At 56.9% G+C, this 13,124-nt stretch carries 14 protein-coding genes; 6 read left to right on the top strand and 8 right to left on the bottom strand.

The features are described from left to right. Positions 1-40: 40 nt before the first annotated feature. The gene (gene cueR / locus CSE01S_RS06360; RefSeq protein WP_042285786.1) at positions 41-448 is read left to right on the top strand and encodes a Cu(I)-responsive transcriptional regulator; all 408 of its coding nucleotides are present in this window, start codon (positions 41-43) and stop codon (positions 446-448) included. Between the two features lie 5 nt (positions 449-453). Here the strand turns inward: cueR and CSE01S_RS06355 are convergent, their stop codons facing one another. Continuing rightward, positions 454-915 carry an NfeD family protein gene (locus CSE01S_RS06355; RefSeq protein WP_042285783.1) on the bottom strand — a complete coding sequence of 154 codons (462 nt, stop codon included), beginning with the start codon at positions 913-915 and terminating at the stop codon, positions 454-456. Then, positions 915-1,829: an SPFH domain-containing protein gene (locus CSE01S_RS06350; protein WP_042285781.1), complete on the bottom strand. Its 915-nt coding sequence runs from the start codon at positions 1,827-1,829 to the stop codon at positions 915-917. Before CSE01S_RS06350 ends, CSE01S_RS06355 begins: the two co-directional genes overlap by 1 nt. A 147-nt stretch (positions 1,830-1,976) precedes the next feature. On the opposite strand from CSE01S_RS06350, the gene fetA reads away from it, so the two are divergent. Further along, complete coding sequence (fetA, locus tag CSE01S_RS06345) at positions 1,977-2,654, top strand: iron efflux ABC transporter ATP-binding subunit FetA (protein WP_042285778.1); 678 nt, start codon at positions 1,977-1,979, stop codon at positions 2,652-2,654. After that, positions 2,641-3,417, top strand: a complete 777-nt coding sequence (gene fetB / locus CSE01S_RS06340) for an iron efflux ABC transporter permease subunit FetB (protein ID WP_042285775.1) — start codon at positions 2,641-2,643, stop codon at positions 3,415-3,417. The genes fetA and fetB overlap by 14 nt, the downstream gene beginning before the upstream one ends. A 66-nt stretch (positions 3,418-3,483) precedes the next feature. Here fetB and CSE01S_RS06335 read toward each other — a convergent pair whose 3' ends face one another. Genes CSE01S_RS06335 through tesA form a run of 3 tightly spaced genes read right to left on the bottom strand, consistent with a single transcriptional unit; the run spans position 3,484 to position 5,820 of the window. Next, positions 3,484-4,338 carry a co-chaperone YbbN gene (locus tag CSE01S_RS06335; protein ID WP_042285772.1) on the bottom strand — a complete coding sequence of 285 codons (855 nt, stop codon included), beginning with the start codon at positions 4,336-4,338 and terminating at the stop codon, positions 3,484-3,486. A 59-nt stretch (positions 4,339-4,397) separates the two neighbouring features. Further along, positions 4,398-5,207 carry an SDR family oxidoreductase gene (locus tag CSE01S_RS06330; protein WP_120714857.1) on the bottom strand — a complete coding sequence of 270 codons (810 nt, stop codon included), beginning with the start codon at positions 5,205-5,207 and terminating at the stop codon, positions 4,398-4,400. Then, a complete protein-coding gene (gene tesA, locus CSE01S_RS06325; RefSeq protein WP_042286206.1) occupies positions 5,197-5,820 on the bottom strand; it encodes a multifunctional acyl-CoA thioesterase I/protease I/lysophospholipase L1 in 624 nt (207 codons plus the stop codon). The genes CSE01S_RS06330 and tesA overlap by 11 nt, the downstream gene beginning before the upstream one ends. Here tesA and ybbA point away from each other — a divergent pair. The 3 genes from ybbA to CSE01S_RS06310 all read left to right on the top strand — a co-directional run bounded on the left by ybbA (position 5,791) and on the right by CSE01S_RS06310 (position 10,200). After that, positions 5,791-6,477, top strand: coding sequence for a putative ABC transporter ATP-binding protein YbbA (gene ybbA / locus CSE01S_RS06320; RefSeq protein ID WP_042285767.1), 687 nt, complete (start codon positions 5,791-5,793; stop codon positions 6,475-6,477). The two genes, tesA and ybbA, sit on opposite strands and share 30 nt — an antisense overlap. Further along, positions 6,474-8,888: a putative ABC transporter permease subunit YbbP gene (gene ybbP, locus CSE01S_RS06315; RefSeq protein ID WP_042285764.1), complete on the top strand. Its 2,415-nt coding sequence runs from the start codon at positions 6,474-6,476 to the stop codon at positions 8,886-8,888. The genes ybbA and ybbP overlap by 4 nt, the downstream gene beginning before the upstream one ends. A 178-nt stretch (positions 8,889-9,066) precedes the next feature. Then, positions 9,067-10,200 carry a porin gene (locus tag CSE01S_RS06310; RefSeq protein ID WP_042285761.1) on the top strand — a complete coding sequence of 378 codons (1,134 nt, stop codon included), beginning with the start codon at positions 9,067-9,069 and terminating at the stop codon, positions 10,198-10,200. Positions 10,201-10,297: 97 nt separating this feature from the next. On the opposite strand, the gene mnmH is transcribed toward CSE01S_RS06310, so the two are convergent. The 3 genes from mnmH to purE form a co-directional block, all read right to left on the bottom strand. Beyond that, positions 10,298-11,368 (bottom strand): tRNA 2-selenouridine(34) synthase MnmH, encoded by a 1,071-nt coding sequence (gene mnmH, locus CSE01S_RS06305; RefSeq protein WP_042285757.1) that lies wholly within the window; start codon positions 11,366-11,368, stop codon positions 10,298-10,300. A gap of 96 nt (positions 11,369-11,464) precedes the next feature. After that, positions 11,465-12,532 (bottom strand): 5-(carboxyamino)imidazole ribonucleotide synthase, encoded by a 1,068-nt coding sequence (purK, locus tag CSE01S_RS06300; protein ID WP_042285754.1) that lies wholly within the window; start codon positions 12,530-12,532, stop codon positions 11,465-11,467. Continuing rightward, positions 12,529-13,038, bottom strand: a complete 510-nt coding sequence (gene purE, locus CSE01S_RS06295) for a 5-(carboxyamino)imidazole ribonucleotide mutase (RefSeq protein ID WP_042285752.1) — start codon at positions 13,036-13,038, stop codon at positions 12,529-12,531. The genes purK and purE overlap by 4 nt, the downstream gene beginning before the upstream one ends. Positions 13,039-13,124: the final 86 nt, after the last annotated feature.

Genomic DNA, 13,124 nt, shown 5'->3' with positions numbered 1-13,124 from the left:
GGGTAAACCTTCCATCAAGGGGAAGGTCAAGGGGGAAGTCATGAATATATCCGATGTCGCGAAAAAAACCGGTTTAACCAGCAAAGCCATCCGCTTTTATGAAGAAAAGGGGCTGGTGACGCCGCCGTTACGCAGTGAAAATGGCTACCGGACCTACAGCCAACAGCATCTGAACGAACTGACGCTGCTGCGCCAGGCGCGTCAGGTTGGGTTTAACCTTGAAGAATGTGGCGAACTGGTCAACCTGTTCAACGATCCGGCCCGCCACAGCGCGGATGTGAAAAAGCGCACGCTGGAAAAAGTGGCGGAAATTGAAAGGCACATCAGCGAGTTACAGTCGATGCGCGAGCAACTGCTGACGCTGGCGGACGCCTGTCCCGGCGATGACAGCGCCGACTGTCCGATTATCGATAATCTTTCCGGCTGCTGCCATCACAAGGGAAGGTGAGTTAATTACGAACGTGTTATTGCTCTGACATGCAGGGTAATCCCTTCAACGGCAATCACTTCAACTAACGTACCGCCAGCCAGATCTTCCGTGGCGCTGACCGGCCAGGAGCTGTCGCCGACCCGCACATGCCCGCGGCCATTGACCAGCCCGGACTCCAGCATAAACCGGCGCCCCACCAGTTGCTGCCCGCGCTGGTTTAACTGGCGGTCGGCGGGTTTCTGCTCCCGTACACGCTTCGCCAGCCATTTCCACCATAGCCAGGCGGCGAGGAGGGTTAAGACCGCGAACATCACGCCCTGCCACTCCCAACCAACCGGCAGTAGCCATACCGTGAGGCCGGTAATCACTGCCGCCACGCCGCTCCACAGCAGGTAGCCGTTACCGCCGAGCATTTCGGCGGCAAGCAACAGGCCGCCGAGGCTGAGCCAGAAAATATGCGGATGCGCCGCTATCATCTCGATCATTATTTTTTCCGCTCGCTGGCGCTGTCTTTAACCAGTTCAGTGATGCCGGCAATGGAGCCCATCAGACTGCTGGCATCCAGCGGCATCATCACCACTTTACTATTACTGGACGAGCCTATTTGTTGTAGCGCTTCGGTATATTTCTGCGCCACGAAGTAGTTAACCGCCTGAATATCCCCGGCGGCGATCGCTTCGGACACCATTTTGGTCGCCCGCGCTTCCGCTTCAGCGGAACGTTCACGCGCTTCCGCCTGCAGGAAGGCCGACTGGCGTTCGCCTTCCGCTTTCAGGATCTGCGACTGTTTCTCCCCCTCGGCCTTGAGGATCTCCGCCTGGCGTACCCCTTCGGCTTCCAGAATATAGGCGCGCTTGGTTCGCTCCGCTTTCATCTGCGCGTTCATAGAAGAAATTAACTCCGCCGGTGGACGCACGTCGCGGATTTCAATACGTGTGACTTTGATGCCCCACGGGTTGGTCGCCTCATCGACAATATGCAGCAGTCGCGAGTTGATGCTGTCGCGCTGGGAAAGCATTTCGTCGAGCTCCATCGAACCCAGAACGGTACGGATGTTGGTCATCGTAAGGTTGATGATCGCCAGTTCGAGGTTACTGACCTCATAGGCCGCCCGTGGAGCATCGATGACCTGGATAAAACACACGGCGTCGATGGTGACATTGGCGTTGTCTTTGGAAATCACTTCCTGCGAAGGAATGTCCAGCACCTGTTCCATCATATTGATCTTGCGGCCAATGCGGTCCATAAACGGCACAACGAGGCTCAGGCCGGGCTGGAGCGTTTTGGTGTAACGGCCAAAACGTTCCACTGTCCACTGATACCCCTGCGGTACGATTTTAACGCCCGCGCCAACGACCACCAGGGCGACAAAGATGAGAATAGGGATAAAAATAAGCATTAAAAAAACCTCCTGTTGCACTGTCCTTGAAATGATATATCGCTACCAGCGTAAACAAATTATATCCGATTAATCAAAGGGAGTTCCCCTCTTATTCCATACAGAGATACACTCATTGCCGATAAAAAATGGAAAGATGGACGCACAATGAAAGAAAATGGCATTCTGCTTCAGCTCAAAAACGTGGGATACCAGGCAGGGGAGACAGACATTCTGCGCGGTATTCGCTTTAACCTTCTCCCCGGCGAATTTAAACTGATTACCGGACCTTCCGGCTGCGGTAAAAGCACCTTGCTGAAAATTATCGCATCGTTACTTAGCCCCAGCGAAGGGGAAATTCTTTTTGCGGGTCAAGACATCGCCACGCTCAGTCCGGAAACGTATCGCCAGCAGGTTTCTTACTGTACGCAAACGCCCACGCTGTTTGGCAACACCGTGTATGATAATTTGATCTTCCCCTGGGAAATCCGCAATAAGCGCCCGGAGCGACAGCAACTTGTCGACGATCTGGCGCGATTTGACCTTTCGGAAACGCTACTGGAGAAAAACATCAGCGCGCTTTCCGGCGGCGAAAAGCAGCGTATCTCGCTAATCCGCAATCTACAGTTTTTACCGCAGGTGCTGTTGCTTGATGAAATCACCAGCGCGCTGGATGAAAAAAATAAGCGCAACGTCAACGAAATGATTCATCGCTACGCTCGTGATAAGCAAATTGGGGTGCTGTGGGTTACTCACGATAAAGATGAGATCGATCATGCGGATACGATAATTACCCTGACGCCGCATGCCGGTGAAATGCAGGAGACGCGTAATGAACGAGCATAATATTACCAATTCGTCTCTGGCCCTGGCGATGATGCTGGTGGTGGTGGCGATGCTGATCAGCCACAAAGAGAAACTGGCGCTGGAAAAGGACATTCTCTGGAGCGTTGGGCGCGCTGTCATTCAGCTTATTATCGTGGGCTATGTCCTGAAATATATCTTCGGCGTCAATCACGCCGTTCTGACGTTAGTGATGGTGCTATTTATCTGTTTTAACGCGGCGTATAACGCGCAGAAGCGCAGCAAATATATTGATAAAGCGTTTGTATCCTCATTTATTGCCATTACCGTGGGCGCAGGCTTAACACTAGCGGTGCTGGTGCTGTCAGGGTCGATTGAATTTATTCCCATGCAGGTGATTCCGATCTCCGGGATGATTGCCGGGAACGCGATGGTCGCCGTTGGCTTGTGCTATAACAATCTCGGACAGCGATTTAGCAGTGAGCGGCAGCAGATTCAGGAAAAACTGAGTCTGGGCGCGACGCCAAAAATGGCATCAGCCGGATTGATTCGCGACAGCATTCGCGCTTCGCTAATCCCAACGATTGACTCAGCGAAAACGGTTGGGCTGGTGAGTTTGCCAGGTATGATGTCGGGGCTGATCTTTGCCGGGATCGATCCGGTAAAAGCGATAAAATACCAGATTATGGTGACCTTTATGCTGCTTTCGACGGCGAGCCTGTCAACCATTATCGCCTGTTATTTAACCTATCGGAAATTCTACAATTCGCGCCACCAACTGGTGGTGACGCATTTAAAGACGTGAGCGGGGAAGGGCATCTCTGACCCGCAGGCCCGGTAAACGTAGCGCCACCGGGCACTGCAGGCGGAATTAATATAACAGTGCGTACAGCTGGCGACGGTACTTCGACGCCAGCGCATCACCCGTGCCAAGCGCGGCCAGAATTTCCTGGAACATTTTACGCACCTGTCCGTCCGCCGCGGCGAGATCGTGACGCAGATGGCTAAACAGCAGTTCCAGCGCTTCTTCGTTACGTCCCACCTGATGCAGTTGCAGCGCCAGTTGCGCCGCCAGTCCGGCATCCTGCGGGTTATCGGCAACCTGTTGCTGGAGCTGTTGAATCTCTGGCGTGTCGGCGGCCTGTTTCAGCAAATCAATCTGCGCCACCAGCCCCTGATAGCGGGTGTCCTGGTCCTGCAGAGGAATCGTTTTGAGCACCGCTTCGGCCTCTTCAGTGCGGTTCAGGGCAATCTGGGTTTCCGCAAGCAGCAGGCCAATTTCACCGTTCTGGTTAGACAACTGCCAGGCGTCTTTCAGCAGGGGCAGCGCGTCGATATAGTTGCCTTCCTGCATCAGTTGCATTGCCTGCTGGGCTTTCAACTCTTCTTCACGCGGCAGCACTTTATCGAGCAGGGCGCGAATCGCTTCTTCCGGCTGCGGCCCCTGGAAACCGTCAACCGGCTGACCGTTCTGGAACAGGTAAACGGTAGGGATCGCGCGCAGGCCAAACTGGGAGGCGATCATCTGCTCGGCGTCACAGTCGAGCTTCGCCAGGATAAACTGGCCGTTATACTGCGCGGCCAGGCTTTCCAGCACTGGCGTCAGTTGCAGACAGTGCTGGCTACGCTCGGACCAGAAATAGAACAGTACCGGTGTGGTCATCGACTGTTCTAAAGTCTGCTGCAGGTTCGATTCGTTAATGTTGACAATATTCTGTACGGACATGGAGTTGCTCTCTTTTGTCGATTTCTTTTTTACATGGGGGCTGACGCGCGCGCTTCAACTCACCCACGCAAAATTTTGTCCATCAGGCGTCCCGGCAGCAGACGTTTCAGCAGCATGACGGCCCAGGTGACCAGCGTGACCGGATAGCGAAGTTTAGGTTTGTCGCTGACAAACGCGTGGCGCACTTTATTGACCACCGCTTCAGGATCCAGGGTAAAACGGGCGGCAATGCCGGGATTCTCCACCGGTTTGTCGCTTTGCGTTTGGTTAACGTTCTCGGTAAAACGGGTACGAATGGGGCCGGGCTCGATCACGCTGACGTGAATTCCGCTGTGGCGCAGCTCCATACGTAGCGCGTCCGACCACGCTTCCAGCGCGTATTTACTGGCGGCGTAAGCGCCGCGTCCCGGCGTGGAGATCAGCCCCATCACCGACGAGGTCATGACGATACGCCCTTCGCCGTGGGGCAGCATTGCCGGTAATAAGCGCATTGTGAGCTGGTGAGCGCCAAAAAAGTTGGCGGAAAATTGCTGCTCCATCTGCTCACGACTGATGGTGCTCAGGGGACCGTAAACGCCGTACCCGGCATTATTAAAGATCCCAAACAAACAGTTATCGGTCAGGGCGATCACTTCATCGGCGGCGCGATCCACACTCTCAGGAGAGTCGAGATCGATCTGTACGCCGGTGAAGCCCATGCTATTCATGCGGGCGACATCTTCAGGTTTACGGCAGCCTGCGAGAATTTGAAAGCCCTGGCGCTTAAGTTCAAACGCGCTTTCCAGGCCAATTCCGCTGGAACATCCTGTTATTAAGACCGATTTTTGCATAACTTTACCTGTCAGGATCTCCGTTGTGTTATGACTCATGATTTACTAAAGGACTCAGCTGTTTCGCCATCCAGTCAGCGATAAACGGCTGAGCTTCGGGGTTAGGATGAATACCATCATCCTGCATCCATTGGGGTTTCAGATAGACCTCTTCCATAAAAAAGGGTAACAGAGGAATATCGAACTCACTGGCAAGCTTAGGATAAACAGCGCTGAAGGTTTCATTATAACGGCGACCGTAGTTTGCGGGCAGGCGAATTTGCATCAGCAGCGGTTCGGCGTTAGCGGCTTTCACCTTTTGCAAAATGGTGCGCAGCGTCTGTTCGGTTTGCGCCGGGGCGAAACCGCGCAGGCCGTCGTTACCGCCAAGTTCAACCAGTACCCAGCGCGGTTGATGTTGTTTTAGCAAGGCAGGCAGCCGCGCCAGCGCTTGCCCGGAGGTGTCGCCGCTGATGCTTGCATTGACAACCGTGGTTTTTGCTTGCCATTTGTCATTCAACAGCGCAGGCCAGGCTGCGCTGGCAGACATACGATAGCCGGCGCTCAGGCTGTCGCCGAGGATTAATAACGTGTCAGCCGCCACGGCCCGACAGGTAAACAGGATCAAAAACAGGAAGGGCAAATGCCAGCGGAAAACATTGTTGAAGTTCATCGTCTTAAGAAGTCCGTCGGTCAGGGGGAGCATGAGCTTTCCATCCTTACCGGAGTTGAACTGGTTGTCAAACGCGCCGAGACCATCGCCCTGATTGGCGAGTCGGGTTCGGGTAAGTCAACGCTGCTGGCGATCCTCGCCGGACTGGATGACGGCAGCGGCGGCGAGGTCAGTCTGGTGGGTAAACCGCTGCACCAGATGGACGAGGAAGCGCGGGCGCAACTGCGCGCCAGGCACGTCGGCTTTGTTTTCCAGTCGTTTATGTTGATCCCGACGCTAAACGCGCTGGAGAACGTCGAGCTGCCAGCGCTGCTGCGTGGGGAAACCAGCAGCAAAAGCCGGGAAGGCGCGAAAGCGTTGCTGGAACAACTGGGGCTGGGTAAGCGTCTGGATCATCTTCCGGCCCAGCTTTCCGGCGGCGAACAGCAGCGCGTGGCGCTGGCGCGCGCGTTTAACGGACGACCGGAGGTGCTGTTTGCGGATGAACCAACCGGCAACCTGGATCGACAGACTGGCGACAAAATTGCCGATCTGCTGTTTTCGCTGAACCGTGAACACGGGACGACGTTGATCCTGGTGACCCACGATCCCCAACTGGCGGCGCGCTGCGACAGGCGTCTGCGACTGGTCAACGGACAGTTGCAGGAGGAGGCATGATCGCACGCTGGTTCTGGCGCGAATGGCGCTCGCCGTCGTTACTGATTGTCTGGATGGCGCTGAGCCTGGCGGTGGCCTGTGTGCTGGCGCTGGGCAGCATCAGCGACCGAATGGAGAAAGGGTTAAGCCAGCAAAGCCGTGAGTTTATGGCCGGCGACCGGACGCTGCGTAGTTCGCGCGTGGTCCCGCAGGCGTGGATCGACGAAGCGCGTCAGCGCGGGCTAAAAGTCGGGGAACAACTGACCTTCGCCACCATGACGTTTGCCGGAGACACGCCGCAACTGGCTAACGTTAAGGCGGTTGATGACCTTTATCCGATGTACGGCAAGCTGGAGACCCGCCCGTCTGGGCTGAAGCCCCAGCCCGGGTCGGTGCTGCTCGCGCCGCGCCTGATGGCGCTGCTGAATCTGAAAATCGACGATACCCTTGACGTGGGCGACGCCACGTTGCGTATTGCCGGTGAAGTGGTGCAGGAGCCGGACTCGGGCTTTAACCCATTCCAGATGGCGCCGCGGCTGATGATGAACATTGCTGATGTGGAAAAAACCGGTGCGGTACAGCCCGGCAGCCGCGTTACCTGGCGCTACAAGTTTGGCGGTACTGCGCAGCAATTGGACGACTACGAAAAATGGCTGCTGCCGCAGCTCAAACCAGAGCATCGTTGGTATGGTCTTGAGCAGGATGAAGGCGCGCTCGGTAAATCCCTTGAGCGTTCGCAGCAATTTTTACTGCTTTCAGCGCTGTTAACCCTGCTGTTGGCCGTCGCCGCCGTGGCGGTGGCAATGAGCCATTACTGCCGCAGCCGCTATGATCTAGTGGCAATCCTGAAAACCCTCGGCGCGGGCAGGGCGCAATTGCGCAAACTGATCGTCGGGCAGTGGCTGATGGTGCTGGCGCTTTCTGCCGTCACCGGAGGCGCGATAGGGTTACTGTTTGAAAAGGTCTTAATGGTGCTGCTCAAGCCGGTATTGCCTGCCGCACTGCCGCCTGCCAGCCTCTGGCCGTGGCTGTGGGCGCTGGGCACCATGGTGGTGATTTCGCTGCTGGTGGGCCTGCGTCCGTATCGTCTGCTGCTGGCGACTCAGCCGCTGCGCGTACTGCGTCGCGACGCGGTGGCGAATGTCTGGCCGCTGAAGTTTTATCTGCCGGTCGTCACCGTTGTCGTTGTGCTGTTGCTCGCCGGATTAATGGGCGGCAGTCCCCTGCTGTGGGCGGTGCTGGCGGGCGCGGTGGTACTGGCGCTGCTGTGCGGCGTGCTGGGGTGGATGCTGCTGAATGTTCTGCGCGGCCTGACGCTCTCGTCGTTGCCGCTGCGTCTGGCCGTTAGCCGCCTGCTGCGTCAGCCGTGGTCCACCCTGAGCCAGCTTTCCGCATTCTCGCTGTCGTTTATGCTGCTGGCGCTACTGCTGGTGCTGCGCGGCGATCTGCTGGATCGCTGGCAGCAGCAACTGCCGCCGGAAAGCCCCAACTATTTTCTGATCAACATCGCTTCTGAACAGGTGCCGCAGGTGAAGGCCTTTCTCTCGGAGCATCAGGTGATCCCGGAAGCGTTTTATCCTATTGTCCGGGCGCGCCTGACGGCCATTAACGATAAATCGACCGAAGGCAATCCGGATGAAGCGCTAAACCGCGAGCTGAATCTGACATGGCAGGATAGCCGACCCAGCCATAATCCGATTGTCGCCGGCGTCTGGCCGCCGAAAAAGGGCGAAGTGTCGATAGAAGAGGGGCTGGCGAAGCGGTTGAACGTGTCACTGGGCGATAGCGTGACCTTTATGGGCGATACCCAACAGTTCAGCGCAAAGGTCACCAGTCTGCGTAAGGTGGACTGGGAAAGTTTGCGGCCAAACTTCTTCTTTATCTTCCCGTCCGGCGCGCTTGACGGACAGCCGCAAAGCTGGCTGACCAGCTTTCGTTGGGAAAACGGCAACGAAATGCTGACCCAACTTAACCGCGAGTTTCCGACGGTTAGCCTGCTGGATATCGGCGCTATTCTCCGGCAGGTCGGCCAGGTGCTGGAGCAGGTGAGCCGGGCGCTGGAAGTCATGGTGGTGCTGGTTACCGCCTGCGGCATCCTGCTGTTGCTGGCGCAGGTGCAGGTTGGCATGCGGCAACGCCATCAGGAACTGGTCGTCTGGCGCACGCTGGGGGCGGGCAAGAAACTGCTGCGCACCACCTTATGGTGTGAATTTGCCATGCTGGGATTGGTGTCCGGGCTGGTGGCCTCCATTGGCGCAGAAACAGCGCTGGCCATGTTGCAAACCCGGGTCTTTGATTTCCCCTGGCAGCCGGACTGGCGATTGTGGGCGGTTTTACCCCTTAGCGGCGCGTTCCTGCTTTCCGTCTGCGGCGGCTGGTTGGGGATCCGGTTACTGAAGGGGAAGGCGCTGTTCCGCCAGTTTAGCAATTAAGCAGTATGAGACTGACGCGCCGGTGAAGATACCGGCGCGCTCTTTTTTAAAAGCATAAATGGATAAGCCCGCGCCGTTTAACGGCACAAATCATTAAAAACCCGCCAACACGCCTGTAGTAATTCCGGTTAACATTCCATTGCTGAATAATTAGCAGGAAATCTATCAAGGAAAAATAATGACTATAAAAACAACAGCGCTGGCGGCATCGATCGGCGCGGCAGTGGCATTAATGTCTTTCGCTTCTCAGGCGGAAATCACTGTTCTGAAACAAGATCCCCAGGCGGGCAACCCGCTGAGCCGTCTAAACTTCACCGTGGGCGGGAGTATTCGTCCCCAGTTCCAGAATATGACGGGCGATGACGGCGCCAACGGTTATAAACGTAATGGTTTTGACGGCGGCACCCGTTTCCGTTTCGCGGCAGATTACTATCTGTTTGACGACATTAGCTGGATCAGCTTCTACGAGCTGGGCGTGAATATTCCGGCGCAGTTTAACTGGGATAACCACTACGCCGAAGGCGCGCACGACACCACCCGCCGTATGCTGTATACCGGTCTGAAAAGCGATACCTGGGGTACGCTGACTTTCGGTCAACAGAACAGCATTTACTACGATGTGGTGGGCGCGAAAACCGATATCTGGGACTATGACATGATAGGCCAGGCTCCGGGTAACGGGATCAACGGCGACTACGACGGCTCCTACCGTTCTCGCAAGATGCTGAAATACAAGAAAACCGTAGGCGATGTTGATCTCTACGCGTCTTATCTGTTCAGCGATGACTACAACGCAAACAACGGCCTGAACTACAAGCGTAAAGGCGGCGGCTCGCTGGGTGCGGATTATCATATTACTGACGATCTAAGCTGGGGTACGGCGTGGAACTACACCCGTGCAGAAATGCGCGGCAACGGCAACAAGACGTACGATCAGAACATTGTGGGTACAGCATTGAGCTGGACGCCGGAAAACTGGACCTTCTCAATGGGCGGCGGCTGGTACCAGAACTTCATGACCACGAAAAAAGTATCGGTGAACGACTACTTTGCTGGTGATGCCTGGGGTCTGGAATACTTCGCGGGCTACACTTTCCCGATCAACCAGTACGCGGTGAAATCCATTCAGCCGTACTTTATGGGAGACCGTATTGAATACGTGAATGGCCGGGATTATCTGCGCACCGATAACGGCGTGGGGATCAGCTTCCAACTGGACTATGGTTTCCGTGTTGATTACGAGCATGTCTTCACCTCCAGCACCGATGACCTGGGCGATATGAACCTCGTACGTCTGCGTTACGACTTCTGAGTCGGCGCCAGTGCCGGAGAGCGACGCGTGGCGTCTTATCCGGCCTGTGTCGCCGCACTGTGCGCGCCGGGTAAGGCGAAAACGCCGCCCGGCTCTTTTAATGGCGCAGCCAGTCCGCCACCTCTTCAAACGTCCCGCGAAAGACAATCTTGTCGGCTTTTTTCTCCAGTTGATAGCGGTACATCGGGTCGTAATATTCTTCCAGCAGCGGCACCAGCCAGTTGAAATGGGCGTCGGTGCTACCGGTACGACGCTGTTCCGTCAGCGCGGTGTCAAGCTTTGCGGTCAGTTCGGCAAAGCGTTGCAAACCCAGACGGCGGCGAATAGCGAAAAGCCCGTGATGCAGATACTCGCCATATTCCTGCCAGCCCTGTTCGTCCCCGTATGCGTGGGTGAAATCATGGTGCATACGGATAAAATACTCGTCGCGCAACCGTTCAAGACGGCGTTCGAACGGATCGTCCACCACGGCGATGCTCGCCTGAGTCATCCTGAGGCGCAGACATTCCGGCAGATGGTTTGAGCCGATCATCCGGCCTTCATCTTCCAGCACCCAGCGTGACGCCTGTTTTTGCAGTAACGTCACCGCCAGCAGGTTTTCAAAACTCGCCTGGCTGAGCTGCGGTTCCAGCGTGCGGCCAAACGAGGAGCCGCGATGATGGGCGAGCCCTTCAAGATCGACCCCATCAGGCCGCTGCTGGACCAGCTGCGTTTTGCCATTGCCTGTGCAGCCGCCGACAAGCACTATCGGTTTCTGGACCTGTTCTTCCGTAATGTGTATCGCCGCCTGGCGTAGCGCTTTGTAGCCGCCTTTGATCAGCGGGTACTCGACGCCCGCCTCGCGCAGCCACTGTTGAGTAATATGCGAACGCTGGCCGCCGCGCGCGCAGCAGAGATATCCGTGCGGGTATTTTTCGCAGGCCGCGTGCCAGGCGTCAATTCGCTGCTGGCGTTTCTCGCCGCAGACCCGTTGATGACCCAGCGCCAGCGCAGCGTCCGGCCCCTGGCGTTTGTAACAGGTGCCGACGGCGGCGCGCTCGTCATCATCCATCAAGGGCAAATTGATAGCGCCGGGCATTGCGCCTTGCTGAAATTCAACCGGCGCGCGGACATCGATTAAGGGCGTATCAGCGGCGAGGATCGCCCGATAGTCCGTTCCATCGTTCATGTGAAATCCTGAAAAGACAAAAACAGCAATGGGGGGATTTTACGCGCGTAGAGGGGAAACGGGGAAGGAAACTTCCTTCCCCTGGCACTAAATGTGTTAGTTGAGCTGGCTTTGCGCCCAGACGATACCGCTGGCGTATTCCGGCGGAAGCAGCGGCGCGAGGGCTTCAAGCGTTGCGCTCAGGCGCGCGGTGTCGCTGTCGGTCAGGTTCAGGTGGCCAACTTTACGCCCCGGACGCACCTCTTTGTCATACCAGTGCAGGTGCACGAGCGGCAGCTTCAGCCAGTCAGCATTCAGCTCGCTGCCAATCAGATTCACCATCACCGACGGGCTGTTTACCACCGGCGCTGGCATCGGCAGGCCGGTAATGGCCCGCAAATGCAACTCGAACTGGCTGATGCTGGCGCCGTTTTGCGTCCAGTGACCGCTGTTATGCACGCGCGGCGCCAGTTCGTTAATCAACAGGCCGTCCGGCGTGACAAAACACTCCATCGCCATTACGCCGACGTAGTTCAGCTCCTGCATAATGGCGGAGAGCATCGCTTCGGCCTGTGCCTGTTGTTTCGCATTGGCCTGGGGAAAAGCGACGCTGGTACGCAGAATTCCGTCCTGATGCAGGTTGCGCGTTAACGGGTAAAACACCGTACTGCCGTCGAAGGCGCGAGCGCCAACCAGCGACACTTCAGCGGAAAAGTTGATGCCCTGTTCAACGATGCATTCGCCGTAGCAGTCGGCCGGAAGCTGGTCGGTTTCCGTCGCGCGCAGTCGCCACTGGCCGCGGCCGTCGTAGCCGCCGACGCGACGTTTCACGATCGCCAGTTCACCCAGCCGTTCAAACACCGCGGGCCATTCCTTTTTATCGGCCAGCAATTGCCACGGCGCGGTCGCCAGGTTGAGCGTGTCAAAAAGCTGCTTTTGCGTCAGGCGGTCGGCAATAATCGGGAAGACGTCGCGGTTGACGAACGCGGGATGACGCGCCAGTTCACGGGTCAGCGCCGTTTCCGGCCAGCGCTCAATTTCTGCGGTGATAACGCTTTGTTGAAAAGGGACGGCGGCAGGTTCCGCGTCCAGCCCAACCGGCCAGACGGCGATACCCAGCGGTTCACCGGCCTGACGCAGCATTCGACCTAACTGACCGTTGCCCAGTACGCAGACCTGTTTCATGCCGTACCTCGCGGGTCCGGATTCTCAAGGACGTCGTCCGTCTGCGCCTTGCGCCAGTCGTGCAAACGCTGACGTAACGCGTCGTCGTGCGTTGCCAGAATTTGGGCGGCCAACAGCGCTGCGTTTGCCGCGCCGGCTTTACCTATCGCCAGCGTGCCCACCGGAATGCCGCGCGGCATTTGCACGATGGAGTAGAGGCTGTCGACGCCGCTCAGCGCTGCGCTTTGTACCGGAACGCCCAGCACCGGCACCAGCGTTTTCGCCGCAATCATGCCCGGCAGATGCGCCGCGCCGCCGGCGCCGGCGATAATCACCTGATAGCCGTGTTCTTCCGCACTTTCGGCGAAGCTGAACAGTTTATCGGGGGTGCGGTGCGCAGAGACAACCTCAACGTGGTGTGGGACGTTCAGAATATCGAAGATTTCGGCGGCGAACTGCATGGTAGCCCAGTCGCTTTTGGACCCCATCACGATGGCGACTCGCGCCGGGTTATTGCGGGAAGACATGCGTCTGAAAACTCCTGTGGTGCGGGACACGCTGCTTTTGAGGCCACAGAGAATAGCATGTAAATACGCCAAGGAAAACGGTTGCG

The sequence above is a fragment of the Citrobacter sedlakii NBRC 105722 genome (genome assembly GCF_000759835.1).
Lineage (GTDB): Bacteria > Pseudomonadota > Gammaproteobacteria > Enterobacterales > Enterobacteriaceae > Citrobacter_A > Citrobacter_A sedlakii.
This window is presented reverse-complemented; position numbering and strand designations above follow the sequence as displayed.